General features: G+C 52.6%; 24 protein-coding genes, 2 pseudogenes and 1 other annotated feature. Of the genes and pseudogenes, 12 read left to right on the top strand and 14 right to left on the bottom strand.

What is annotated here, in order from left to right; translation table 11 throughout:
• The first annotated feature begins 20 nt into the window (after positions 1 to 20).
• On the top strand, positions 21 to 887 hold the full coding sequence (pduX, locus tag ACLJR2_RS13950; RefSeq protein ID WP_015632997.1) for an L-threonine kinase PduX: 867 nt from the start codon (positions 21 to 23) through the stop codon (positions 885 to 887).
• Between the two features lie 33 nt (positions 888 to 920).
• Here pduX and ACLJR2_RS13945 read toward each other — a convergent pair whose 3' ends face one another.
• The 8 genes and pseudogenes from ACLJR2_RS13945 to ACLJR2_RS13910 all read right to left on the bottom strand — a co-directional run.
• Positions 921 to 1,256 carry a DUF496 family protein gene (locus tag ACLJR2_RS13945; RefSeq protein ID WP_000450405.1) on the bottom strand — a complete coding sequence of 112 codons (336 nt, stop codon included), beginning with the start codon at positions 1,254 to 1,256 and terminating at the stop codon, positions 921 to 923.
• 244 nt (positions 1,257 to 1,500) lie between these two features.
• The gene (locus ACLJR2_RS13940) at positions 1,501 to 2,559 is read right to left on the bottom strand and encodes an FUSC family protein (RefSeq protein ID WP_001200859.1); all 1,059 of its coding nucleotides are present in this window, start codon (positions 2,557 to 2,559) and stop codon (positions 1,501 to 1,503) included.
• Between the two features lie 118 nt (positions 2,560 to 2,677).
• On the bottom strand, positions 2,678 to 3,145 hold the full coding sequence (gene sbmC / locus ACLJR2_RS13935; RefSeq protein WP_000384326.1) for a DNA gyrase inhibitor SbmC: 468 nt from the start codon (positions 3,143 to 3,145) through the stop codon (positions 2,678 to 2,680).
• A gap of 150 nt (positions 3,146 to 3,295) precedes the next feature.
• Positions 3,296 to 4,468: a serine-type D-Ala-D-Ala carboxypeptidase DacD gene (dacD, locus tag ACLJR2_RS13930; RefSeq protein WP_000925044.1), complete on the bottom strand. Its 1,173-nt coding sequence runs from the start codon at positions 4,466 to 4,468 to the stop codon at positions 3,296 to 3,298.
• A gap of 123 nt (positions 4,469 to 4,591) precedes the next feature.
• Entirely contained in the window at positions 4,592 to 5,356 is a 765-nt protein-coding gene (gene phsC / locus ACLJR2_RS13925; RefSeq protein WP_001092553.1) for a thiosulfate reductase cytochrome B subunit, read from the bottom strand.
• The gene (gene phsB / locus ACLJR2_RS13920; protein ID WP_001016242.1) at positions 5,353 to 5,931 is read right to left on the bottom strand and encodes a thiosulfate reductase electron transport protein PhsB; all 579 of its coding nucleotides are present in this window, start codon (positions 5,929 to 5,931) and stop codon (positions 5,353 to 5,355) included. Before phsB ends, phsC begins: the two co-directional genes overlap by 4 nt.
• A 14-nt stretch (positions 5,932 to 5,945) precedes the next feature.
• Positions 5,946 to 8,222, bottom strand: a complete 2,277-nt coding sequence (gene phsA, locus ACLJR2_RS13915; RefSeq protein ID WP_000028233.1) for a thiosulfate reductase PhsA — start codon at positions 8,220 to 8,222, stop codon at positions 5,946 to 5,948.
• A gap of 259 nt (positions 8,223 to 8,481) precedes the next feature.
• A pseudogene (locus tag ACLJR2_RS13910) lies at positions 8,482 to 8,574 on the bottom strand (heavy metal-binding domain-containing protein); the annotation flags it as partial.
• A 266-nt stretch (positions 8,575 to 8,840) separates the two neighbouring features.
• Here ACLJR2_RS13910 and sopA point away from each other — a divergent pair.
• The gene (sopA, locus tag ACLJR2_RS13905) at positions 8,841 to 11,189 is read left to right on the top strand and encodes an SPI-1 type III secretion system effector HECT-type E3 ubiquitin transferase SopA (protein WP_001533751.1); all 2,349 of its coding nucleotides are present in this window, start codon (positions 8,841 to 8,843) and stop codon (positions 11,187 to 11,189) included.
• A 128-nt stretch (positions 11,190 to 11,317) separates the two neighbouring features.
• Here the strand turns inward: sopA and ACLJR2_RS13900 are convergent.
• Positions 11,318 to 11,395: pseudogene (locus ACLJR2_RS13900) on the bottom strand (hypothetical protein); the annotation flags it as partial.
• Positions 11,396 to 11,554: 159 nt separating this feature from the next.
• Here ACLJR2_RS13900 and sbcB point away from each other — a divergent pair.
• Positions 11,555 to 12,985, top strand: a complete 1,431-nt coding sequence (gene sbcB / locus ACLJR2_RS13895; protein ID WP_000216702.1) for an exodeoxyribonuclease I — start codon at positions 11,555 to 11,557, stop codon at positions 12,983 to 12,985.
• Between the two features lie 135 nt (positions 12,986 to 13,120).
• On the opposite strand, the gene plaP is transcribed toward sbcB, so the two are convergent.
• The 4 genes from plaP to ACLJR2_RS13875 form a co-directional block, all read right to left on the bottom strand.
• A complete protein-coding gene (gene plaP / locus ACLJR2_RS13890) occupies positions 13,121 to 14,479 on the bottom strand; it encodes a putrescine/proton symporter PlaP (RefSeq protein ID WP_001519005.1) in 1,359 nt (452 codons plus the stop codon).
• Entirely contained in the window at positions 14,469 to 14,531 is a 63-nt protein-coding gene (gene yoeI / locus ACLJR2_RS13885) for a membrane protein YoeI (RefSeq protein WP_096335044.1), read from the bottom strand. The genes plaP and yoeI overlap by 11 nt, the downstream gene beginning before the upstream one ends.
• Positions 14,532 to 14,764: 233 nt before the next feature.
• Complete coding sequence (locus ACLJR2_RS13880; RefSeq protein ID WP_000803316.1) at positions 14,765 to 15,679, bottom strand: LysR family transcriptional regulator; 915 nt, start codon at positions 15,677 to 15,679, stop codon at positions 14,765 to 14,767.
• A 45-nt stretch (positions 15,680 to 15,724) separates the two neighbouring features.
• Positions 15,725 to 16,549, bottom strand: coding sequence for an SDR family oxidoreductase (locus ACLJR2_RS13875; RefSeq protein WP_000754712.1), 825 nt, complete (start codon positions 16,547 to 16,549; stop codon positions 15,725 to 15,727).
• Between the two features lie 161 nt (positions 16,550 to 16,710).
• Between ACLJR2_RS13875 and hisL the strand changes: the two genes are divergently transcribed.
• From hisL to hisIE, 9 genes are all read left to right on the top strand, one after another.
• The gene (hisL, locus tag ACLJR2_RS13870) at positions 16,711 to 16,761 is read left to right on the top strand and encodes a his operon leader peptide (protein WP_001364200.1); all 51 of its coding nucleotides are present in this window, start codon (positions 16,711 to 16,713) and stop codon (positions 16,759 to 16,761) included.
• Positions 16,737 to 16,860 (top strand) — a sequence feature (His leader region). Its footprint overlaps the gene before it by 25 nt.
• Positions 16,861 to 16,906: 46 nt before the next feature.
• The gene (gene hisG, locus ACLJR2_RS13865) at positions 16,907 to 17,806 is read left to right on the top strand and encodes an ATP phosphoribosyltransferase (RefSeq protein ID WP_000886600.1); all 900 of its coding nucleotides are present in this window, start codon (positions 16,907 to 16,909) and stop codon (positions 17,804 to 17,806) included.
• Positions 17,807 to 17,908: 102 nt separating this feature from the next.
• Complete coding sequence (gene hisD / locus ACLJR2_RS13860; RefSeq protein WP_000009622.1) at positions 17,909 to 19,213, top strand: histidinol dehydrogenase; 1,305 nt, start codon at positions 17,909 to 17,911, stop codon at positions 19,211 to 19,213.
• Entirely contained in the window at positions 19,210 to 20,289 is a 1,080-nt protein-coding gene (gene hisC, locus ACLJR2_RS13855) for a histidinol-phosphate transaminase (RefSeq protein ID WP_000102715.1), read from the top strand. The genes hisD and hisC overlap by 4 nt, the downstream gene beginning before the upstream one ends.
• Positions 20,286 to 21,353 (top strand): bifunctional histidinol-phosphatase/imidazoleglycerol-phosphate dehydratase HisB, encoded by a 1,068-nt coding sequence (gene hisB, locus ACLJR2_RS13850; RefSeq protein WP_000080050.1) that lies wholly within the window; start codon positions 20,286 to 20,288, stop codon positions 21,351 to 21,353. Before hisC ends, hisB begins: the two co-directional genes overlap by 4 nt.
• Positions 21,353 to 21,943 (top strand): imidazole glycerol phosphate synthase subunit HisH, encoded by a 591-nt coding sequence (gene hisH / locus ACLJR2_RS13845; protein WP_001103591.1) that lies wholly within the window; start codon positions 21,353 to 21,355, stop codon positions 21,941 to 21,943. The genes hisB and hisH overlap by 1 nt, the downstream gene beginning before the upstream one ends.
• Complete coding sequence (gene hisA / locus ACLJR2_RS13840; protein ID WP_000586406.1) at positions 21,943 to 22,680, top strand: 1-(5-phosphoribosyl)-5-[(5-phosphoribosylamino)methylideneamino]imidazole-4-carboxamide isomerase; 738 nt, start codon at positions 21,943 to 21,945, stop codon at positions 22,678 to 22,680. The genes hisH and hisA overlap by 1 nt, the downstream gene beginning before the upstream one ends.
• On the top strand, positions 22,662 to 23,438 hold the full coding sequence (gene hisF, locus ACLJR2_RS13835) for an imidazole glycerol phosphate synthase subunit HisF (protein WP_000880125.1): 777 nt from the start codon (positions 22,662 to 22,664) through the stop codon (positions 23,436 to 23,438). The genes hisA and hisF overlap by 19 nt, the downstream gene beginning before the upstream one ends.
• The gene (gene hisIE, locus ACLJR2_RS13830) at positions 23,432 to 24,043 is read left to right on the top strand and encodes a bifunctional phosphoribosyl-AMP cyclohydrolase/phosphoribosyl-ATP diphosphatase HisIE (protein WP_000954846.1); all 612 of its coding nucleotides are present in this window, start codon (positions 23,432 to 23,434) and stop codon (positions 24,041 to 24,043) included. The genes hisF and hisIE overlap by 7 nt, the downstream gene beginning before the upstream one ends.
• 80 nt (positions 24,044 to 24,123) lie before the next feature.
• Here the strand turns inward: hisIE and wzzB are convergent, their stop codons facing one another.
• Positions 24,124 to 25,107 carry an LPS O-antigen chain length determinant protein WzzB gene (gene wzzB / locus ACLJR2_RS13825; protein WP_000215244.1) on the bottom strand — a complete coding sequence of 328 codons (984 nt, stop codon included), beginning with the start codon at positions 25,105 to 25,107 and terminating at the stop codon, positions 24,124 to 24,126.
• Positions 25,108 to 25,139: the final 32 nt, after the last annotated feature.

Raw genomic sequence — 25,139 nt, 5'->3', positions numbered from 1 at the left:
CGTACCTGAAAGGTGATAACGTGGCTGTTGCGCAATGCCCCGCCTCATGCGGGGAACTTATCCAGGGATGGATTCTGGGCAGTGAGAAACTGGTCTCCTGCCCCGTTGACTGGTACAGCACCGTAGCAGTCACGGCTGCGCCGCCGTTGGTAAACGAACGCCCATTGTCGCGGGCGATGGTGGAGCGCGTTCTGGCGCACTGGCAGTATCCTGCGCACTGGAGTAACGAGATTCGCGTCGATGTGCGTTCGTCAATTCCCGTTGCCAAAGGCATGGCCAGCAGCACCGCAGATATTGCCGCTACGGCGGTGGCAACGGCGCATCATCTTGGCCATTCGCTGGATGAAACCACCCTTGCACAGCTTTGCGTCTCAATCGAACCCACCGATAGCACCGTTTTTCATCAGTTAACGCTGTTTGATCATAATAATGCGGCCACGCAAATCGCCTGCGAGCCACCGCCGCCAATCGATTTGCTGGTACTGGAAGGTCCGGTCACACTGCGCACGCAAGATTACCACCGTCTCCCTCGCCAGCAGAAATTAATAGCAAGTTCAGCAACCTTGCAGCAGGCCTGGAATCTGGTGCAGGAAGCCTGTATAACGCAAAATCCGCTCCGACTGGGTGAGGCGGCTACGCTTAGCGCTATCGCCAGCCAGACGCTGTTACCTAAGCCGGGCTTTACCGCCCTGCTGTCGCTGGTCGAAGAGTATGATTTATACGGATTGAACGTGGCGCATAGCGGTAGCGTGGTGGGTCTGATGCTGGACCGGAAACGTCATGACATTGCGCGCCTGAAAGGTAAGCTGGCAGAGAAAAAACTTACCCGACACTGGCCAAAACAACATTTACTCAAGATGGTCACAGGCGGGGTCAAACTGCAGTGAGAGCCTGATATACGCTCCCACTGCCGTAGCGCATTATTCGGCTTTTACATCGGCGTGTTTCATTTCGCCCATCGCTTTCAGCTTTTTGGAAATGTCGCGACGCTCTTTGGAGATTTCGGCATTTTTAATGATGTAGTCATCAACGCGATCTTCATAGTCGCTTTTCATACTGGCGATGATACCCTGAATCGCCTCAACGCTCATACCTGGCTTGATGTAGTCGCTCAGGTTGTCCAGCAGCAGCACACGCTTCTGGTTGTCACGGATCTTCTTCTCAATGTCCTGAATTTCACGCTGCAGTTTATTTTTACGACGGAACAGACGAACAAACTCCAGCACGTCCTGGAAAGAAGGCTTGGTTGTTTCCATTTTTACACCCCTGATAATGTGAGATTCGGATTCGTTAAGCAACTGCTAGTGGATAAACATTACGTTTATCCCCGTCATACTTCAAGCCGCCAGAGGAAACACCGTTACGTCGCCGTCTGGGGAAACCTGAAGGTTCGGGGATAAAATCGTTGCCAGTAGCACTCATTTTATCCTTATATTAGTATCATACTCTTAATCTTTGCTGAATCGAAGCAGCAACAAATTCATTCGCCCCATCTGCTTTTTATTTGCGCAAAGCCCGGCAGATCAAGTGTGAAAGCAGTTCCAACTGTCGGGCCGTTTCCATACTTAGCCAAACATAGCCGTGGATGGGGGTTTCAGCCACCGCGTCGCCCTGCTGCTCGTTCATTAGCTGCCGCAACTCGGCAGCAATATCATTCAGTTTACCGGTGTTTGCCAGTACCGGCTGCGGGTTGCCTTCAAACAACGCGTGGGCGATCGTTAGCAAGGTTTGCTGCGTCATCTGCTGGGTTTCACGCAATGTGTGCGCGTTAAGCATCACAAAATGGCTGGCGCGCGTCGCCCAGTGGGCATTGATTTGTAATTCAAGCATACAAACCAGGTTGCGGTTGATGGTCTGAATGGTCTCGAAAATAGATTTTTGTATCCGGGTTTCTTTACTGGCAGGCGTTATCAGCCCGCGCATTTTGACGACATCGTTCAGCAACCGTTGCAAATGTTTATCCAACCGGGGGCGCTCCAGCAAATTCGGCGACAGCGCTGCCTGATACACCCGATTATACGCCGTGACGCAATGAGCCAGTTGGATGCGCCAGTGCAAAAAGGCGCGCTGGGGCCAGATGCCGGTAAACAACATTGCCAGTAGCGACCCCAAAATCACATCCCCGCCACGCCATAATGCCGTATTCATATCACCAGCGGGAGCGCCGACAACAACGGCGAGCGTTATGCCTATCAGTAGCGCCTGATACGGTTTTTTCCCTAAGGCCAGCCAGCCGCACAAAAACATCGCTATCGCACACCACACCAGCATCAGCGGTAAGGAAAAGAGCTCCAGGCGTAGCGCCACCAGCCCTAACGCCGCGCCCAGGATCGTACCGCCTATGCGCTCAAAAGCACGAGGCACTACATTTCCCCAGAATGAGATGGGCCCCATAATCACCACTAACGTGATGAGCGGCCATGTGCCCTCGGGAATAGAAAACAAACGAACCAGCAGAAAGGTAAGAATGAACGCCAGGGCGATACGTATGCCATGCACGATGCGATAATGACGGTACAACCGTATTTCAAAAGGGCTTAATGACTTATCGGCACGCACGCTTGCGCTCCTTACGGGAATGGCAAAAAATGCATTGTACCTACTTTATAGCAAAAATAGCGCACTGGCGGACGGAACACATTATCCGTCCGCTCTTTTCAGCCAGGAAACCAGTCGATCACTTCCGCTGTACCGGAATATACATTTCAATATCCCAGTATCCATCTTCCATGCCGTTATTCAGATAGGTTTCAAAACAGGGCGCAGAGGCTATCTGATAAGCGCTATCCTGCTCCAGGACGTCAAAAAACCGTTCCCACGGCTTCGCAAAGTCACGGTCTTCCACTCGCGCGACAGCAGTGGCATATTCGCCGCCTTCAATGGCGGTCACGATTACGCCTTCGCTATTGTCCGGCAGGATGAAATTCTCTGCCACGGACACCACGGTATCGCAGCGGAGTTTTTCTGCAGGTACGACATCTGGATTGTCGTAATAGACGGCAATCCATTCAACTGGCACGATCCGCTGTCGATCCACCCACGTCATCAGTTGTTCAAAACCCTGCTTCACGGTGTGTTCCCATGGACCGACCATGTGGAAACCGGCTATCTTGCGTTTTTGTTCCTGCCTGATTTCGTAATCCATGCTGCCTCCGTCACTTTACTATACTGTATTAATGTACAGTATAATTACAGCCTTTTACGGTCACAAGGACAGCGTGATCATTTTGTGAGCAACCTCGCAATCCCGCCCTTTTGACACCTCAGATGACGGTGAACGGTGTGTGACAACGGCTTACGCTTTATGCTGAAAATAGTCGCTCAGACGAGAGAACATACCGCCTTTACCCACCGATTCCAGAGTGACCAGCGGCCACTGAGCGATCAGTTTATCCCGATCGTAGAGCTCTATTTCACCTACCCGTTGATGGGCGGCGATTGGCGCCTCCAGCTCTTTTCTATCCAGCACATATTTTGCTTTGATATGCGGAATTTCCGCTTTGGGCAGCGCCATCCAGAAATCCTGTTCCGTACCCAGCGCAATCTTTTCTTTGTCTCCATACCAGATTCGCTCGCTGCCCACTTTTTTACCGCTGTGCAAAATCTGCACCGTCGCAAAGTTTTGCTGGCCCCACTGCAACAGTTTTCGCGCCTGTTCCTCACGACCTTTCGAACTTTTCGCTCCCATCACGACGGCGATAAGTCGGCGCTGCCCGTCCACCGCCGATGCGATAAGATTAAATCCCGCCCCCGATGTGTGTCCGGTTTTAAGCCCATCGATATGCATGGTCTTATCCCATAACAAGCCGTTGCGGTTCTGCTGCGTGATGCCGTTCCAGGTCAGGCTTTTCTCGCTGTACATGTGATAAAATTCAGGTTCGCCGTGAATAATCGCCCGGGAGAGTACGGCCAGATCATACGCGGAGCTATGTTGTCCCGGCGCATCCAGACCGTGGACGGTTTCAAAATGGGTATCCTGTAAATTGAGTTTTTTCACATAGCTGTTCATCATCGCCACAAACTGCGGCTGCCCGCCCGCGATATAATCCGCCAGCGCCACACAGGCATCGTTACCGGAATCCACAATTAAGCCACGGCTTAAATCGCGTACCGACACGCGATCCCCTTCTTTTAAAAACATCAACGAGGAGCCGACAAACACCGGATTATCCTTCGCCCAGGCGTCGCGCCCAACGGTGACGATATCGTCAGGGCTGATACGATGACTATCGATGGCGCGATCGACGACGTAGCCCGTCATTAGCTTGGTAAGGCTGGCGGGATTACGTTGCTGGTGTTCATTACCGGCGGTAAGAACCTGTCCCGTAGTGTAATCCATCAACACCCAGGCGCCTGCATCAATGGCTGGCGGTTGGGGAGCAAAACTTACGGCATCGGCCGCAAGCGCAGGAGAAAGGTGCATCGCGAATAAAGAAGCGGCAATAAACAAACGGCGTTTCAACAGCATGTCCTCAGGATGGTCTCTATTTGCCGTTCTTTTTACGGAAGTTCAGTTAAACAAACATGGATAAATTGCAAGAAAATGTGACACAAGGCACATTTTCTTGCTGACATTATTTTATGGATACGCTCAGACGGCGGACTTATCCCCGCGCGGCGCGGTACGATGACGATGATAGCCGTCAACCATGCTACGGAAAATTTGTCCCGGCGTGTCGCCAAGAGTACACAGATAGAGATGCGCGCAAATAAACAGTAAGCCGATGATAGCAAGCGCCATATGCAGCACCAGCATCACAGGGCCCAGACCCGCAACCTGCGGATAGAGACACAGCAAACCGGTGATGATTAACAGCGGTACCAGCGCGTACATAATCGCCAGATATGCCAGTTGTTGCAGTGGATTGAACTTATTCTGCTCTGTTGCCGCGAACGGATGCGCTTCCCCTTTCATAATGCCAAAAAGGTAAAAACGCGTCTGGCGTATGCAGCGCGTTACCAGTCCGGAAAAATTTACCCGATAGTGACGCCCGTTACCTGTGGTGAGATTGATCAGCACAAACCCGACCCAGAAAGCCAGTAAGGCAAAACCACACCAGGTATGCACTTGTACCATTAGCGCTACAGGGCCGAGAGAAAAATGACCAAATAAACCGCTTAACAGTAATAAAACAAACAGTAACGCATTTCCCCAATGCCAACGGCGAATCGCCAGCGAGTAGAGATAGTCACGATGCTCTTCACCACCCGCCGTTTTTGGCGCCAGCATCCGGCGCAATAACGCATGGATAACCAGCCCAACAAGCATGAGCAGCACCACGACGCCTGCGTAAATTAACCACAGCGGCCAATAATCTGGCGCATAGTGTAGTTCCGCTCCCCAGATAGTATTCATGCTTTACCCTCCTGATGGACTTCTTTACGACGGTACAGACTGACCGCGCCGCTACGCGCTTCCTGCTGGCGATAGACCTCTTTCTGACCGACCCAGCGCTGGATCTCGCTCTCATCCAGTCTGCCGAATTTCAGCGCGTCCGTTGGGCAAACGGATACGCACGCCGGAGACTGGCCAGCCGCCAACCGCGTATCGGCACAGAAGTTACACTTGTCGGCGACACCGGTTTGCGGATTCAAATAGCGCACATGGAAAGGACACGCGGCAACACAATAATCGCAGCCAATACAGCGCGATTTATCCACCTGCACGATCCCGTTTTCATCACGATATGACGCTCCGGTAGGACAAACGCTGACACATGGCGCATTTTCACAGTGCTGACAGGAGACGCGGACAAATTGAAAATGGGTTAGTGCGTTGGATGACTGTTCAGGGGCGCGAATTTGTACCTGTACGCGGCTAAATCCCTCCGGTACGTCATTAAGCACTTTGCAGGCAACGGTACACGCCTGGCAGCCGATACAACGTTTTTCATCATGCAGCATGACGTACTGATTCGTTAAATGATTCATGGTTCCCTCCTCCCTCATGCCCGGCTCAGCGTCACGCCTGCGGTATGCACTACCGTACCGGATACCGGACTCGTCACGTGCGGCAGTAAATTGCCACAGTGGATACCGTGTGTCGTCGCCGCCGTTTTGGCCCCAGCTTTAGCGCCAAATCCCATATAGACAAAAAGCGTGTCCGGACGGATACCGGGCGTCACCAGCGCCTTACCTTTCTCTTTACCCGTAGCATTTTCCAGCCAGATCTCATCGCCGGTCTTAATACCTTTTTCTTGCGCCGTTTGCGGATGGACCCAGACCGCGTTATCCCACATTAGCTCGCTGAGTAAAGGTACGTACTGCGTCGCGCCATTGGTATGCACGGCCACCTTGCCCTGAATGAAGTAAAGCTCATTCTCTTTTTTAAGCGCAAAGTCACGAACGCGTGGAACGCCGTAGCCTGGGAGCAATTCCTCCAGGGTTGCGGAATAAAGTTCGATTTTGCCGGAGGGCGATTTGAAGCGAAGCTGTTCGCCATAGGTGTTGTCGCTGTCCGTCGCGATAGCGCCGGGGTAACGCGCCGTAAACTGGCGAACGGATTCTGGTTCGCGTAATAGCAGCGGAACGCCCCATTCGAGATACCCTTTCTGTCGCAGTTCCTTCGCTAAGGCATGGTCGCCGTTCAACTGATAGAGTTGGCGCGTCTGCATATCCTGCCACGGATAGTACTGTCCTAATCCCAACTGCTCGCCCAGCTCTTTCCAGATTTGCCAACTTGGACGCGCCTCGCCAATCGGCTCTACGACCTGTTGGCGCAGAGCGTAAGCCGGGTGCAGTCCCGACATATCCGATACCTCTTCGTCCCGTTCGAGATAGGTGCATTCCGGCAGCAGATAGTCGGCATACGCCGCGCTCTCGCTCAAATAGACATCGCAACTGACCACCAGATCCAGTTGCTCAACGGTTTTTACCAGGTCCGAACGACAGGTGACGGTCTGGAAAGGATTATGCCGCGACATAATCCACGCCTTTATCGGGTAAGGCTTCTCGGTTAACACCGCGTCAATAATGCTTTGCACCACGCCACCGCCAGCGGCGATATATTTAAACTGCGGTGCGACCAAATCGATGCGTTGCGCCGTCGGTTTCGGCATATTTTTAATGTTGAGTTTCGCCAGCGTTGGCGCGACCTTTTCTCCGGCCAGTTTATTGTAAACAGACGCGTTTTTTTTCTGATATAGCCCGCCTTCGCGCTCAATATTACCGAGCAGCACATTAAGCGTAAAAATCATACGCCGCATATCGATCTCTTCCTGCGAGAACGTCGCGCGATGACCAGGACTGACAATAGCGTGAGGCGCGCAGGCGGCCAGTTCGCGTGTCACCCGGACAATAACGTCGGCTGGGACATCGGCCTGCGCGGCGGCCCATTCCGGCGTCGTCTCTTTTACCGCCTGTGCTAACTGTTCAAATCCGCTGGTATAACGCTCAACAAAAGACGCATCGTAGAGTTGTTCATCAATCATGACGTGGCACATCGCCAGCAGAACCGCTAAATCCCCCCCGGGACGAATAGCGTGCCACTCATCCGCCTTGCTGGAAAATATCGACAAACGCGGATCGAAGCTCACCATTTTGGCCCCCTTCTCCTGCGCGGTCATTAACTCATGGGTATCGGCAACTTCAATCCCTTCATACAAATTGTGGCCAAACGAAACCAGATAGCGCGTGTTAGCGATATCCATCGCCAGATCGCCGCCCATCATCACTTTTGCCGCAATGGCTTTCCCGGCAGGGCATGTTGAGGCGTGAGTAAAGGTATTAGGCGAACCAAAGGCCGTAGCCAGATGGAAAAGATGGCTGGAGAGCGAGCCCGATTTGGAAGAGAAAGCCACGGTCTCGGGGCCATGCTGCGCTTTGATGGCATTCATTTTCGCCGCGATTTCCTGGTAAGCCTGTTGCCAGCTAATCACCTGCCATTCACCGTCGCCGCGTGGCCCGGTGCGTTTCATAGGTTTTACAATCCGTTGCGGGTCATTGACCAGGCTGACGCCGCTCCCGCCCCTGGCGCATATGCGCGTCCCCTGCTGCGGCGCAGAAGGATTGCCCTGGATAAAAACGGTCTTGTTATTGACTACCTGCGCCTGAATAGGGCAACGAAAGGAACACATTTCGCACAAACTTGGCGTTAGCGTGGTTTTACCGTTAATGCCGGCAATCGGGTTGCGCGCCAGCGCCCCGGGCGGAAAAGCGCCCAGCGCGCAGGCAGAGCAGCCGATGCCTACCCCCTGCAAAAAAGAACGACGACTAATGCTCATATAACCTCCTGTTATTAGATATAGCTGAAGATTATATTTAATTTGTATTATGAAATGTCGGCTTCAATCACAATTTGAAATAGTTGTTAAAATGAGCATGTCAACACGATAAAACCTTTTATTTTATAAATATTTTACATTTCCTGAACACGCACATGGACTGTCATTGAATAATCAGCAGAATTACCAAACAACCCGCTGTTAATTATAAAAATGATACAATTCCAATAACACGTAATAATATTTAAAAGAAAACGATTATTTCCTGAAAAGCGATTTCACGCGCTTTACGCAGTTCTTTCTCATACGCGCCGGAACGTCCGCCGACGATATCCCGAATGCCGGTGAAAAACGCTGGTTGCGCATCGAAGCGGGTTTACTTTTGCGTGCACACGGGCTTCGTTACCCGACCCGCTCCCTTATGCCTTGATTTTTCCGCAGATACGTCAGCGTCCCACAATACGGTGACATGATGACAGGATGGACACTTTCTGAAAGAAACCTGCCAGATAACATGGTGAATTGTGATCTCCATCGCCATACCGACATATGAAGCTTACTTTTAAGGCGTTAAAAATCCAGACCGTTTTTCCATAATGATGTTGATAAGGAATTCTAATGAAGATATCATCAGGCGCAATTAATTTTTCTACTATTCCTAACCAGGTTAAAAAATTAATTACCTCTATTCGTGAGCATACGAAAAACGGGCTCGCCTCAAAAATAACCAGTGTTAAAAACACGCATACATCTTTAAATGAAAAATTTAAAACAGGAAAGGACTCACCGATTGAGTTCGCGTTACCACAAAAAATAAAAGACTTCTTTCAGCCGAAAGATAAAAACACCTTAAACAAAACATTGATTACTGTTAAAAATATTAAAGATACAAATAATGCAGGCAAGAAAAATATTTCAGCAGAAGATGTCTCAAAAATGAATGCAGCATTCATGCGTAAGCATATTGCAAATCAAACATGTGATTATAATTACAGAATGACAGGTGCGGCCCCGCTCCCCGGTGGAGTCTCTGTATCAGCCAATAACAGGCCCACGGTTTCTGAAGGTAGAACACCACCAGTATCCCCCTCCCTCTCACTTCAGGCTACGTCTTCCCCGTCATCACCTGCCGACTGGGCTAAGAAACTCACGGATGCAGTTTTACGACAGAAAGCCGGAGAAACCCTTACGGCCGCAGATCGCGATTTTTCAAACGCAGATTTCCGTAATATTACATTCAGCAAAATATTGCCCCCCAGCTTCATGGAGCGAGACGGCGATATTATTAAGGGGTTCAACTTTTCAAATTCAAAATTTACTTATTCTGATATATCTCATTTACATTTTGACGAATGCCGATTCACTTATTCGACACTGAGTGATGTAGTCTGCAGTAATACGAAATTTAGTAATTCAGACATGAATGAAGTGTTTTTACAGTATTCAATTACTACACAACAACAGCCCTCTTTTATTGATACAACATTAAAAAATACGCTTATACGTCACAAAGCCAACCTCTCTGGCGTTATTTTAAATGAACCGGATAATTCATCACCTCCGTCAGTGTCAGGGGGCGGAAATTTTATTCGTCTAGGTGATATCTGGCTGCAAATGCCACTCCTTTGGACTGAGAACGCTGTGGATGGATTTTTAAATCATGAGCACAATAATGGTAAAAGTATTCTGATGACCATTGACAGCCTGCCCGATAAATACAGTCAGGAAAAAGTCCAGGCAATGGAAGACCTGGTTAAGTCATTGCGGGGTGGCCGCTTAACAGAGGCATGTATCCGGCCAGTTGAAAGTTCGCTGGTAAGCGTACTGGCCCACCCCCCCTATACGCAAAGTGCGCTTATCAGCGAGTGGCTCGGGCCTGTTCAGGAACGTTTTTTTGCCCACCAGTGCCAGACCTATAATGACGTTCCCCTGCCGGCTCCTGACACATATTATCAGCAGCGCATACTGCCTGTGTTGCTGGATTCGTTTGACAGGAACAGCGCCGCCATGACCACTCACAGCGGACTCTTTAATCAGGTGATTTTACACTGTATGACAGGCGTGGACTGCACTGATGGCACCCGCCAGAAAGCTGCAGCGCTTTATGAACAGTATCTTGCTCACCCGGCGGTGTCTCCCCACATCCATAATGGGCTCTTCGGCAATTATGATGGCAGCCCGGACTGGACAACCCGCGCTGCAGATAATTTCCTGCTGCTTTCCTCCCAGGATTCAGACACGGCGATGATGCTCTCCACTGACACGCTGTTAACAATGCTAAACCCCACTCCTGACACTGCATGGGACAACTTTTACCTGCTGCGAGCCGGAGAGAACGTTTCCACCGCGCAAATCTCTCCGGTAGAGTTATTCCGTCATGACTTTCCGGTGTTTCTCGCCGCATTTAATCAGCAGGCCACGCAGCGACGCTTTGGGGAGCTGATTGATATCATCCTCAGCACTGAAGAGCACGGGGAGCTGAACCAGCAGTTTATTGCCGCCACGAACCAGAAACATTCCACCGTGAAGTTGATTGATGATGCCTCAGTGTCGCGTCTGGCCACCATTTTTGACCCCTTGCTTCCTGAAGGCAAACTCAGCCCGCCACACTACCAGCACATCCTCAGTGCTTATCACCTGACGGACGCCACCCCACAGAAGCAGGCGGAAACCCTGTTCTGTCTCAGTACCGCATTCGCACGCTATTCCTCCAGCGCCATTTTCGGCACTGAGCATGACTCTCCGCCGGCCCTGAGAGGCTATGCGGAGGCGCTGATGCAGAAAGCCTGGGAGCTGTCTCCGGCGATATTCCCATCCAGCGAACAGTTTACCGAGTGGTCCGACCGTTTTCACGGCCTCCATGGCGCCTTTACCTGTACCAGCGTTGTGGCGGATAGTATGCAACGTCATGCCAGAAAATATTTCCCGAGTGTTCTGTCATCCATCCTGCCACTGGCCTGGGCCTAGTCCAGCCTCAACCCGCATGGAATTAAGGGACACAGCGTTGTGTCCCTCTGTAAATAGACCCGTTTTAGTCCATGCATTTTTGAGATCCCGGCCAGATTGACCCTGGCCTAAATTCCATACAGTACTAAATCAGAATCAGTAATTTCAGATGGGCCGGAATATGGTTTACCATAGAGGGAGCGTAGCTTAGTGTCGCTGATGGTCATTTTAGTATTTTGTACTCAATGATTTTAATGTTTATGTACTCACCATCGCATGTACGAACATTAGCAACAATATCAATTGGTGTACAAATACAATCAATCAACGACAAAATAAAAGAATAAAATATTTCATATACAGATAACATCAGGCGTGTACATCAAGTGACAGTTAAAAACGACAGCATACAGAGCACATTCCTCTTCCACGATTACGAAACCTTCGGTACGCATCCGGCCCTCGACAGACCTGCGCAATTCGCCGCGCTCCGTACGGATAACGACTTCAACGTTATTGGCGAGCCGGAGGTGTTTTATTGCAAACCCGCCGATGATTATCTACCGCAGCCCGGCGCGGTGCTGATTACCGGCATCACGCCGCAGGAAGCGCGTGAGAAAGGAGAAAACGAAGCCGCCTTCGCCAGACGCATTCATGCGCTGTTTACCGTTCCTAAAACCTGCGTTGTAGGCTACAACAATGTGCGCTTTGATGATGAAGTCACTCGCAATATTTTTTATCGCAACTTTTACGATCCCTACGCCTGGAGCTGGCAGCATGATAATTCACGTTGGGATCTATTGGATGTCATGCGCGCCTGTTATGCGCTGCGCCCGGAGGGAATTAACTGGCCGGAAAACGACGACGGCCTGCCCAGCTTTCGTCTGGAACATTTAACCCAGGCGAACGGGATCGAACACAGCAACGCGCATGATGCGATGGCGGATGTCTACGCCACTATTGCGATGGCGCAACTGGTGAAAACACGCCAGCCGCGGCTGTTTGATTATCTTTATAGCCACCGCAGTAAACATAAACTGGCGGCGCTGATTGACGTCCCGCAAATGAAGCCGCTGGTGCATGTCTCCGGCATGTTTGGCGCGTGGCGCGGTAATACAAGCTGGGTCGCGCCGCTGGCGTGGCATCCTGAAAACCGTAACGCGGTGATCATGGTCGATTTAGCAGGCGATATTTCTCCTCTTCTTGAGCTGGACAGCGACACCCTTCGAGAGCGGCTTTATACGGCCAAAGCCGATCTTGGCGATCACGTCGCAGTGCCGGTAAAGCTGGTGCATATCAATAAATGTCCGGTACTGGCGCAGGCGAATACCTTGCGCCCGGAGGATGCCGACCGGCTGGGAATTAACCGCCAGCACTGCCTGGATAACCTGAAAGTGTTGCGTGAAAACCCGCAGGTCCGCGACAAAGTGGTGGCGATTTTTGCCGAAGCCGAACCTTTTGCCGCCTCGGATAACGTTGATGCCCAGCTCTATGATGGTTTTTTCAGCGATGCCGATCGCGCAGCCATGAAAATCGTACTCGAAACCGAGCCGCGTAACCTGCCCGCGCTGGATATTACCTTTGTCGATAAGCGCATTGAGAAGCTGCTGTTTAATTACCGCGCACGCAATTTTCCCGGTACGCTGGATGACGCAGAGCAGCAGCGCTGGCTGGAGCATCGCCGTCAGGTGCTGACGCCGGAGTTTTTACAACAGTATGCCAATGAATTGCAGATGCTTTCTCAGCAGTATGCGGAAGATAAAACGAAGCTGGGGTTGCTGAAATCACTGTGGCAGTACGCAACTGAGATTGTGTAATTGACCAATGCCTGACGGGCATTGTTAATTCAGAGCGGATAAATAGTGACGCCGCCATCCGGCAAACGTGCTGGATGACAGACAAAAAACCGGAGGCACTGCCTCCGGTTTTACTATTGCCGATAATACGCGCGATTACGCGACGTCCTCGTACTGTGGAACCGGGTTGCGGAAGCTTTTAGTTACGCACGCCAGATAAATCAGCCCGATACCCGCCCAGATCAGGCCCAGTACCATTGAGCTTTCTTCCAGGTTAACCCACAACGCACCAACCGTGAGCGCGCCGCACATCGGCAGGAACAGATACTGGAAGTGATCTTTCAACGTTTTATTACGCTTCTCACGGATCCAGAACTGCGAAATCACCGACAGGTTAACAAAGGTAAACGCGACCAGCGCGCCAAAGTTAATCAGCGCCGTCGCCATCACCAGGTCAAAATTAATCGCCAGCAGCGCGATCGCCCCGACCAGGATGATGTTCATCGCTGGCGTACGCCATTTCGGATGAACGTAACCGAAGAAGCTTTTCGGGAATACGCCGTCGCGCCCCATCACGTACATCAGGCGCGCTACGCCTGCATGCGCCGCCATACCGGAAGCCAGTACGGTGATAGTAGAGAAGATCAGCGCGCCAACCTGGAAGGTTTTACCCGCCACGTACAGCATGATTTCCGGCTGAGACGCATCCGGATCTTTAAAGCGAGAGATATCCGGGAAGTACAATTGCAGGAAATAGGTTGCAAAGATGAAGATCAGGCCGCCAATCAGCGCGGTCAGGAAAATCGCACGCGGGATCACGCGCTCAGCATCTTTGGTCTCTTCCGACAGGTTACTGATGCCGTCAAAGCCGGTAAAGGAGAAGCACAGGATCGTCGCTCCCGTAATCATCGGGATAACGTGCGCATCGCCGGACCAGAACGGACGGGTGCTCGCCAGCGTACCGGCGCCTTCGCCTTCAAATACGCCATAAACCACCATGCCCAGAATGACCGCAATCAGCACCACCTGTAGCACTACAATCACGGTGTTGAAGTTAGCGACCGATTTGAGGCTGCGCAGGTTAAAGGCCGTCATAAAGGCCACCAGCGCCACGACAAACACCCATGACGGAATGGAGGGCACCAGCGCTTCAAAATAAATTTTCGCCAACAGAATGTTGATCATCGGCGCGAACAGATAATCGAGCAGAGAAGACCAACCCACCATAAAGCCAACGGTCGGGCTGATGGATTTCTGGGCATAGGTATACGCCGAACCCGCGGAAGGGTAGCGACGCACCAGTTTCCCGTAGCTCAACGCCGTAAACAGAATCGCGATTAACGCGAATGCATACGCCGTCGGTACGTGACCGTCAGTGAGGCCTGAAACGATACCAAATGTATCGAACAGCGTCATCGGCTGCATATAGGCAAGACCCATCATTACAACCGGAACTAACGTAAGCGTTTTACGTAATTCCACGCGAGAGGTGTTTGGAGTAACGTTATGCGACATGGTCATTCTCCTTTACGGCGAATGCCGTCGCGTAAGCAAAAAATTGCCCCATTTTCTGGATTCCTCAGCGACAACAACTGTCGATTTTTAAGTAAGTATCTATCCGGTACGAAGCCCGGCCTCTTGGTATTGAATGATGTGTTTGAAGCAAAAAAATAACCGACGCGTATTAAAACGTCGGTTAGTGTCATTTTTTGCAAGCGGCGTATTCTGCCCTAAATTGAAGTGAAATGACAAGAGAATGCGAGCGCGTTCAAAAAATTATTTTTCATAAGCGATTGATTTTTAAACCGGCGATTTTGCATACACCCCAGCAATAGCATTATTTGCTAAAATTTCATCCCGCCACCAGCCGCTGGCCAGCCCGGCGGTCTGTTCATTCCAGCCAACCCACACCGGTTCATAGACGATTTGCGCCACAACTTTCTTCTCTATAAGCGCGCCGCTTTCCAAAAATCGCTGCGCCAGATAACGCGGTAAATAGCCGCATCCCAGGCCACTAATTTGCAGCTCCAGCTTGGTTTTAAAATCAAACACGGTAATCGCTTCCTGAGCGTCGAGCAGTTCAGACCCTATTGATCGCGAGGAATGGACACTATCGCCAACCACAATCGCGCGAAAACGTTTGATCGTCTGGCGGCTAAGCGGTTCCTCTTCATGAACCAGCGGATGATGCGGAGCGACAGCAAACACCAGTTCAAGATCGCCCAGTCTTGCAAAGCCAAAGCCGGTGTCAGGCGGCGGCGCGCGCATGGCGCCAACAATAATATCCGCCCTTCCCTGCGTCAGCGTCTCCCATGAACCGCCGAGAACGCCATTGACAAATTTAAGGCGCGTCACGCTGTGGCGTTGATAAAAAGCGTCGATAAGCGGGGCCAGAAGAGAAAAGGGAAAGGTATCATCCACACCGATGACCAGTTCGTTCTCCCAGCCTTCATGCAGTTTAATCGCCTGCTTTTCCAGCTCGCGAACGGTGTGCAGCACTTCACGGCCTTTTTCCAGTAGCATTTTACCGGTTCGCGTAAATCGCGCGCGATGCCCGCTACGGTCGAGCAGTTGGATATTAAGATCGTTTTCCAGCTTATGAACGGTATAACTGAGGGCGGACGGCGTTTTAAATAATTTTGCCGACGCCGCCGCGAAGCTGCCTTCTTTTTCTAACGCATCAAGAATAATCAGAACGTCCAGCAGTGGTTTCATACTCGTCCCCTTGCGCTATATGGCGACCACCTGCTGGACAGCGACTCACTCCATCGGCATCACCAGCGGATCGGGATATTGATATTCAAATCCCAGCTCATTACAAATCCGGCTACCGTCGATAATCTTCCCTTTGCCGTTGTCCGGTGCGTCACGAAAATGCGGCGGCGCCATTCCCAGCAAGCGCGTCATTTGCGGATAAAACACGTTGCGGGCTGGATGCGCCGGCGCACATATATTATAGATGTGCCCCCCTTTTGGCGCCTGTAGCAAGAGGGTAATTGCGCCAACCACGTCTTCAAGATGCACCAGATTGACCCCGTGTTGACCATCCGGCGCGGTTTTTCCGGCAAAGAAACGTCCGGGATGGCGTCCAGGCCCGACCAACCCCGCCAGCCGCAGAATATCTACTGACGTGCCCGGCAGATTATGCAGCCAATCTTCCAGTTCCTTCAGGGTACGCCCGCTGGCCGTGACCGGATTACGCGGCGTATTCTCTTTCACCACGCCTTGCGCATCGCCGTAAACAGACGTCGAACTGGTAAAAATAATACGCGGGATACGATAAGCCAGCGCGCTGTCGACCAGCTCCTGCATCGCCTGCAGATAAAAATCCTCTCCTGGACCGCTACGGCGCGCGGGCAGTGTTATCACCAGCGCATCGACATCCAGCAGAGCGTCAAGATCGTCCGCCTCACAGACCAGCTCCGGCTCCAGACGCAGAGGATAGCTTTCAATTCCACTCATACGGGCCGCTTCCACCCCGTCAAGGGTGGTTTTGCTGCCGGTAACCTGCCAGCCTCTCGCTGCCAGCGACATTGCCAGCGGCATGCCTAACCAACCTAAACCGACAATTGCGACCTTTTTCATCCATTTTCTCCTGACTTTAACGCCTTATACATAAGGCTACGCCAGCCCGCCGTGACTGACAATTCATACTATAAATGCGAAATGAAAAAAGCGCTTGCTTTAAGGCGTAAAAGTGGTTTAGGTTAAAGGTATCAAATGAATAAGCATTCATCGGAATTTTTATGACACGCGTTCAATTTAAACACCACCATCATCACCATCATCCTGACTAGTCTTTCAGGCGATGTGTGCTGGAAGACATTCAGATCTTCCAGTGGTGCATGAACGCATGAGAAAGCCCCCGGAAGATCATCTTCCGGGGGCTTTTTTTTGGCGCGCGATACAGACCGGTTCAGACAGGATAAAGAGGAACGCAGAATGTTAGACAACACCCGCTTACGCATAGCTATTCAGAAATCAGGCCGTTTAAGCGATGATTCACGAGAATTGCTGGCCCGCTGCGGCATAAAAATTAATTTACACACTCAGCGCCTGATTGCGATGGCGGAAAACATGCCGATTGATATCCTGCGCGTGCGTGATGATGACATTCCGGGTCTGGTGATGGATGGCGTGGTCGATCTCGGCATTATCGGCGAGAACGTGCTGGAAGAAGAGCTACTCAATCGCCGCGCGCAGGGCGAAGATCCGCGCTATTTTACCCTGCGCCGTCTTGACTTCGGCGGCTGCCGTTTATCGCTGGCAACGCCGGTTGACGAAGCCTGGGACGGCCCGGCCGCGCTGGACGGTAAACGTATCGCTACCTCTTATCCGCACCTCCTCAAACGCTACCTCGACCAGAAAGGCGTCTCTTTTAAGTCGTGTCTGTTAAATGGTTCTGTCGAAGTCGCGCCGCGCGCGGGGCTGGCCGACGCTATCTGCGATTTGGTCTCTACCGGCGCGACGCTTGAAGCTAACGGCCTGCGTGAAGTCGAAGTTATCTACCGCTCTAAAGCCTGTCTGATTCAGCGCGACGGTGAAATGGCACAGAGCAAGCAACAGCTGATCGATAAATTGCTGACCCGTATTCAGGGCGTGATTCAGGCGCGCGAATCGAAATACATCATGATGCACGCGCCAAGTGAACGCCTGGAAGAGGTTATCGCCCTGCTGCCAGGTGCCGAAAGGCCGACAATTCTGCCGCTGGCGGGCGAGCAACAGCGCGTGGCGATGCACATGGTCAGCAGCGAAACGTTGTTCTGGGAAACCATGGAGAAACTGAAAGCGCTTGGCGCCAGCTCGATTCTGGTACTGCCGATCGAGAAGATGATGGAGTGATCTGACGCCTGATGGCGCTGCGCTTATCAGGCCTACGTAATGCGTTGATATTTTGGGTTCAGTAGGCCGGATAAGGCGGAACCCTGTGATGGAGTAAAGACCATGAGCTTCAATACCCTGATTGACTGGAACAGCTGTAGCCCTGAACAGCAGCGTGCGCTGCTGACGCGTCCGGCGATTTCCGCCTCTGACAGTATTACCCGGACGGTCAGCGATATTCTGGATAATGTAAAAACACGCGGTGACGATGCCCTGCGTGAATACAGCGCTAAATTTGATAAAACAGAAGTGACAGCGCTACGCGTCACCCCTGAAGAGATCGCCGCCGCCGGCGCGCGTCTGAGCGACGAATTAAAACAGGCGATGGCCGCTGCCGTCAAAAATATTGAAACGTTCCATTCCGCGCAGACGCTACCGCCTGTAGATGTGGAAACCCAGCCAGGCGTACGTTGTCAGCAGGTTACGCGTCCCGTCGCGTCTGTCGGTCTGTATATTCCCGGCGGCTCGGCTCCGCTCTTCTCAACGGTGCTGATGCTGGCGACGCCGGCGCGTATTGCGGGATGTCAGAACGTGGTTCTGTGCTCGCCGCCGCCCATCGCTGATGAAATCCTCTATGCGGCACAACTGTGTGGCGTGCAGGAAATCTTTAACGTCGGCGGCGCGCAGGCGATTGCCGCTCTGGCCTTCGGCAGCGAGTCCGTACCGAAAGTGGATAAAATTTTTGGCCCCGGCAACGCCTTTGTAACCGAAGCCAAGCGTCAGGTCAGCCAGCGTCTCGACGGCGCGGCTATCGATATGCCAGCCGGGCCGTCTGAAGTACTGGTGATCGCCGACAGCGGCGCAACACCGGATTTCGTCGCTTCTGACCTGCTCTCCCAGGCTGAGCACGGCCCGGATTCCCAGGTGATCCTGCTGACGCCTGATGCTGACATTGCCCGCAAGGTGGCGGAGGCGGTAGAACGTCAACTGGCGGAACTGCCGCGCGCGGACACCGCCCGGCAGGCCCTGAGCGCCAGTCGTCTGATTGTGACCAAAGATTTAGCGCAGTGCGTCGCCATCTCTAATCAGTATGGGCCGGAACACTTAATCATCCAGACGCGCAATGCGCGCGATTTGGTGGATGCGATTACCAGCGCAGGCTCGGTATTTCTCGGCGACTGGTCGCCGGAATCCGCCGGTGATTACGCTTCCGGAACCAACCATGTTTTACCGACCTATGGCTATACTGCTACCTGTTCCAGCCTTGGGTTAGCGGATTTCCAGAAACGGATGACCGTTCAGGAACTGTCGAAAGCGGGCTTTTCCGCTCTGGCATCAACCATTGAAACATTGGCGGCGGCAGAACGTCTGACCGCCCATAAAAATGCCGTGACCCTGCGCGTAAACGCCCTCAAGGAGCAAGCATGAGCACTGAAAACACTCTCAGCGTCGCTGACTTAGCCCGTGAAAATGTCCGCAACCTGGTACCGTATCAGTCTGCCCGCCGTCTGGGCGGTAACGGCGATGTCTGGCTGAACGCGAATGAATTCCCGACAGCGGTGGAGTTTCAGCTCACCCAACAAACGCTTAACCGTTACCCGGAATGCCAGCCAAAGGCCGTGATTGAAAACTACGCGCAATATGCTGGCGTAAAGCCGGAGCAGGTGCTGGTCAGCCGCGGCGCGGATGAAGGGATCGAGCTGGTGATCCGCGCCTTCTGCGAACCGGGGAAAGACGCCATTCTCTACTGTCCGCCCACTTACGGTATGTACAGCGTCAGCGCCGAAACCATTGGCGTAGAGCGCCGGACGGTTCCCGCGCTTGAAAACTGGCAGCTGGATCTACAGGGGATTTCCGACAACCTTGACGGCACAAAAGTGGTGTTCGTTTGTAGCCCTAATAACCCCACCGGGCAACTTATCAACCCGCAGGATCTGCGCACGCTGCTGGAGTTGACACGCGGTAAAGCGATAGTCGTCGCCGACGAAGCTTATATTGAGTTTTGCCCGCAGGCCACGCTGACAGGCTGGCTGGTTGAATATCCTCATCTGGTTATCCTGCGCACATTGTCGAAAGCTTTTGCGCTGGCGGGTCTGCGCTGCGGCTTTACGCTGGCTAATGAAGAGGTGATCAACCTGCTGTTAAAAGTGATCGCCCCTTATCCGCTTTCTACGCCAGTGGCGGATATCGCCGCCCAGGCGCTGAGTCCGCAGGGAATAAACGCAATGCGCGATCGCGTGGCGCAGACAGTGCAGGAACGTCAGTATCTGGTGAATGCCCTGCAACAGACCGCCTGCGTAGAACACGTCTTTGACTCTGAAACCAACTATATTCTGGCGCGGTTTACCGCCTCCAGCAGCGTGTTTAAATCCTTATGGGATCAGGGCATTATCTTACGCGATCAGAATAAACAACCTTCTTTAAGCGGCTGCCTGCGGATTACGGTCGGCACCCGCCAGGAAAACCAGCGCGTCATTGACGCCTTACGTGCGGAGCCAGTATGAGTCAGAAGTATCTTTTCATCGACCGGGACGGAACCTTAATTTCCGAACCGCCAAGCGATTTTCAGGTAGACCGCTTTGATAAACTGGCCTTTGAGCCAGAGGTGATTCCCGTATTGCTGAAGCTGCAAAAAGCCGGTTTTAAGCTGGTGATGATCACTAACCAGGATGGACTTGGCACGCAAAGCTTCCCGCAGGCGGACTTCGACGGACCGCACAACCTGATGATGCAGATTTTCACCTCTCAGGGCGTACGCTTTGATGAGGTGCTGATCTGCCCTCACCTGCCCGCAGACGATTGCGACTGCCGCAAGCCCAAAGTGAAGCTGGTGGAGCGTTATCTTGCGGAACAAGCGATGGATAGCGCCAACAGCTATGTGATTGGCGATCGTGCGACCGATATCCAGCTCGCTGATAACATGGGCATTACTGGTTTACGCTATCACCGTGAAACGCTGAACTGGACGATGATTGGCGAACAGCTAACGAAACGCGATCGCTATGCGCATGTGGTCCGCAACACCAAAGAGACACAGATTGATGTCAGCGTCTGGCTGGATCGCGAAGGCAACAGCAAGATTAATACCGGCGTCGGCTTCTTTGACCATATGCTCGATCAAATCGCCACCCACGGCGGCTTTCGCATGGAGATTACCGTTAAGGGCGATCTCTATATCGACGATCACCACACGGTAGAAGATACCGGACTGGCGCTCGGTGAGGCATTAAAACTGGCACTCGGCGACAAGCGCGGTATCTGTCGTTTTGGCTTTGTCCTGCCGATGGATGAATGTCTGGCGCGCTGCGCGCTGGATATTTCCGGTCGTCCGCATCTGGAATATAAAGCTGAATTTACCTACCAGCGTGTGGGCGATTTGAGCACAGAGATGATTGAACACTTTTTCCGCTCACTCTCTTACACGATGGGCGTCACTCTGCATCTCAAGACTAAGGGTAAGAACGATCACCACCGTGTCGAAAGTTTGTTTAAAGCCTTTGGTCGGACGCTACGCCAGGCTATTCGCGTGGAGGGCGATACATTACCGTCCTCGAAAGGAGTGCTGTGATGAACGTCGTCATCCTTGACACCGGCTGCGCCAATTTAAGCTCGGTAAAATCCGCCGTGGCGCGCCACGGTTACACCCCGGTGGTCAGCCGCGAAGCGGAAATCGTATTACGCGCTGACAAACTCTTTCTGCCCGGCGTCGGTACGGCGCAGGCCGCTATGGATCAACTGCGCGAACGTGAACTGATCGACTTAATTAAAGCGTGTACTCAGCCGGTACTGGGTATCTGCTTAGGGATGCAACTGCTGGGTCGTCGCAGCGAAGAGACGCGCGGCGTGGATCTGCTGAACATTATCGAACAAGACGTGCCGAAAATGACCGACTTTGGTCTGCCGCTGCCGCACATGGGCTGGAATCGCGTGTATCCGCAGGCGGGCAACCGGCTGTTTCAGGGCATTGAAGATGGCGCCTATTTTTACTTTGTTCACAGCTACGCGATGCCGGTCAACCCGTGGACTATCGCCCAGTGCAATTACGGCGAGCCGTTTACCGCGGCGGTACAGAAAGATAATTTCTTCGGCGTACAGTTCCATCCGGAACGTTCGGGCGCGGCGGGCGCACAGTTGCTGAAAAACTTCCTGGAGATGTAATGATTATTCCGGCATTAGATTTAATTGACGGCACCGTGGTGCGTCTCCACCAGGGCGACTACGCCCGGCAGCGGGATTACGGTAACGATCCCCTGCCCCGTTTGCAGGATTACGCCGCCCAGGGCGCCGGGGTGCTGCATCTGGTAGATCTGACCGGCGCTAAAGATCCGGCTAAGCGACAGATACCGCTGATTAAAACCCTGGTCGCGGGCGTGAACGTGCCTGTTCAGGTCGGCGGCGGCGTGCGTACCGAAGAAGACGTTGCGGCATTACTGAAAGCTGGCGTTGCCCGTGTGGTCATCGGTTCAACGGCGGTGAAATCCCCTGACGTGGTGAAAGGCTGGTTTGAACGTTTTGGCGCGCAGGCGCTGGTGCTGGCGCTGGACGTTCGCATAGACGAACACGGCAACAAGCAGGTGGCGGTTAGCGGCTGGCAGGAAAATTCCGGCGTCTCGCTGGAACAACTGGTGGAGACCTATCTCCCCGTCGGCCTGAAACATGTACTGTGTACCGATATTTCTCGCGACGGCACGCTGGCGGGCTCTAACGTTTCGCTGTACGAAGAGGTATGCGCCAGATATCCGCAGATCGCCTTTCAATCCTCCGGCGGTATTGGCGATATCGATGATATTGCCGCCCTGCGCGGCACCGGCGTGCGCGGCGTGATTGTCGGACGCGCTCTGCTGGAAGGGAAATTTACCGTTAAGGAGGCCATCCAATGCTGGCAAAACGTATAATTCCGTGTCTGGATGTTCGTGATGGTCAGGTGGTGAAAGGCGTACAGTTTCGCAACCATGAGATCATTGGCGATATCGTTCCGCTGGCCAAACGCTATGCCGACGAAGGCGCGGACGAACTGGTGTTCTATGACATTACCGCCTCCAGCGATGGTCGCGTAGTCGATAAAAGCTGGGTGGCGCGCGTTGCCGAGGTGATCGACATTCCGTTTTGTGTAGCGGGCGGTATCCGGTCAATTGACGACGCCGCCAAAATTCTTTCTTTCGGGGCGGATAAGATCTCTATCAACTCCCCGGCGCTGGCTGACCCAACGCTGATTACCCGTCTGGCTGACCGTTTTGGCGTACAGTGCATTGTCGTCGGGATTGATACCTGGTTTGACGACGCCACGGGGAAATATCATGTTAACCAGTATACCGGCGATGAAAACCGTACCCGCGTGACGCAGTGGGAGACGCTGGATTGGGTGCAAGAGGTACAACAGCGCGGCGCGGGGGAAATCGTCCTGAATATGATGAACCAGGACGGCGTGCGTAACGGTTATGATCTGACGCAGTTGAAAAAAGTCCGTGACGTTTGCCGCGTGCCGCTGATCGCCTCCGGCGGCGCGGGCACGATGGAACACTTTCTTGAGGCATTCCGTGATGCCGATGTCGACGGCGCGCTTGCCGCCTCCGTTTTTCACAAGCAAATCATCAATATTGGCGAATTAAAAGCGTACCTGGCAGGCCAGGGCGTGGAGATCAGGATATGTTAACAGAGCAACAACGCCGCGAGCTGGACTGGGAAAAAACCGATGGCCTGATGCCAGCCATCGTGCAACATGCGGTATCCGGCGAAGTATTGATGCTGGGCTATATGAACCCACAAGCGCTGGACAAAACCATTGAATCCGGCCATGTCACGTTCTTCTCACGCACGAAACAGCGTTTATGGACCAAAGGCGAAACCTCAGGCCATGTACTGAATGTCGTCAGCATTGCGCCGGATTGCGACAACGATACACTGCTGGTGCTGGCAAATCCTGTCGGGCCGACCTGCCACAAAGGTACCAGCAGCTGCTTTGGCGACGCCAGCCATCAGTGGTTATTCCTGTATCAACTGGAGCAGCTACTGGCAGAGCGCAAAACCGCCGATCCGGCCAGCTCTTACACGGCGAAACTGTACGCCAGCGGTACTAAACGTATTGCGCAAAAAGTTGGCGAAGAAGGTGTAGAAACCGCGCTGGCGGCCACCGTCAATGATCGTTTTGAATTAACCAATGAAGCGTCTGATTTGATGTACCACCTGCTGGTGCTGTTGCAGGATCAGGATCTCAACCTCACCACCGTGATCGACAATCTTCGTAAGCGTCATCAATAAGCGTAAAAAAACCGGGCAATGCCCGGTTTTTTAATGAGAAATTTTACCTGTCGTAGCCGACCACCATCCGGCAAAGAAGCTTACAAGGCTTTTGGCTTATAGCTACGTAGCGCATTGCGTCCCAGCACAATCCCGGCACCGATCATCCCGCCCAGCAACACAGCCAGCACGAGGGTAATGGCTTTTTTCGGGCTATCGCGACGGACCGGCAGCGTCGGCTTCATCACATAACGATAGACGTGCACCGTATCGGCAGTCACTTTCAGATTTTTAATGTCCAGCAGTGTCTGCTTCGTCTGGTAATAGGCCGGAGAAAAGACCAGTGGACGCGTCGCTTCGTTCTGTATCATCGATTTTAGCGCATCGCTCCCCAACAGGAACATCGTGTCCTGGGTAACATCCTGGGTTTGCTGAATCTGCGGCTGCGTGATTTTGGCCTCATCCGCATAGCGCAACGCTTCTTCGATTTGCTTAATACGCAGATCTTTTTGTTCCTGCGCCACAACTTCCTGCGTCTCAAGGGACTCCTGCAACGTTTTGGTTTGCAGCGTGATGTTATCTTTCAGGTCAACTTCCAGTTCCTTAGCGACCTCTTCATCCACCTGTTGGATATATTCCGCCAGCCGACGCTGCGCTCCTTCAGCGGTAGTACTCACATAAGAAACCGAGAGCGGCAGCGGCTGCCCCTTTACCGACTGTTCAATGGTGAGCTTTTCCGGCTCTTTCTGATTATCCAGCGCTTCCGATAATGCAGAAAACGCAGAGCTAAAGCGGCTTATAAAATTCGCCTGCACTTCAGAGATTTTGGGGGCATTCCCGCCATACAAAACGTTGAGCGCGTTGGTATAGGTGGCAACCTGCGCGGCATCAGGTTGGGTAATAATCGCCGTGGATGTCCATTTTTCTTTGGCTATCATCAGGTAGCCTACGGCCAGCAAAATGGCGATAATAACGGCTACAATAATGGTCATCTTCCCACGCCATAACTGTAGCAATAACTCAATCAAATCAATCTGTTCCGGATCGTTCCCACGCCCGGAAGACATATTACTATCCACTGTCATAGATACCCTAACTAAAAAAAGGATGAAGCTGG

The organism is Salmonella sp. SAL03688, from assembly GCF_046551895.1.
Lineage (GTDB): Bacteria > Pseudomonadota > Gammaproteobacteria > Enterobacterales > Enterobacteriaceae > Salmonella > Salmonella enterica.
This window is presented reverse-complemented; position numbering and strand designations above follow the sequence as displayed.